The 275-nt window shown below is 38.2% G+C and carries 1 pseudogene; it reads left to right on the forward strand.

The window, feature by feature from the left end:
- A pseudogene (locus CES81_RS13695) lies at window positions 1-275 on the forward strand (IS110 family transposase); the annotation flags it as partial.

A 275-nucleotide genomic window follows, 5' to 3' on the forward strand; every position in this document is an offset into this window, starting at 1 on the left:
ACCGACTCTTATCAAAAGCTACATGAGTTAACGCGATTTTGTAAACAGGTGACTGACGATATTAAGCTCAAACAGATAAAACTGTATACGGCTCTTCAACAGATGTTTCCAGAAGAAGAGCGACTTTTTGCTAGTCGTGTTTCGCGTTTAGCTCTAAATGTGATTTTGCTTAACCCACATCCTGATTTTGTTAAAGGCTTGTCGCGGACGCGACTTAAAAATCAGCTCATTGCTAATACCGATAAAAATCTATCTAAAGCTAAAGGACTTAAGTA

Source organism: Secundilactobacillus pentosiphilus (assembly GCF_002217985.1).
GTDB classification, from domain to species: domain Bacteria; phylum Bacillota; class Bacilli; order Lactobacillales; family Lactobacillaceae; genus Secundilactobacillus; species Secundilactobacillus pentosiphilus.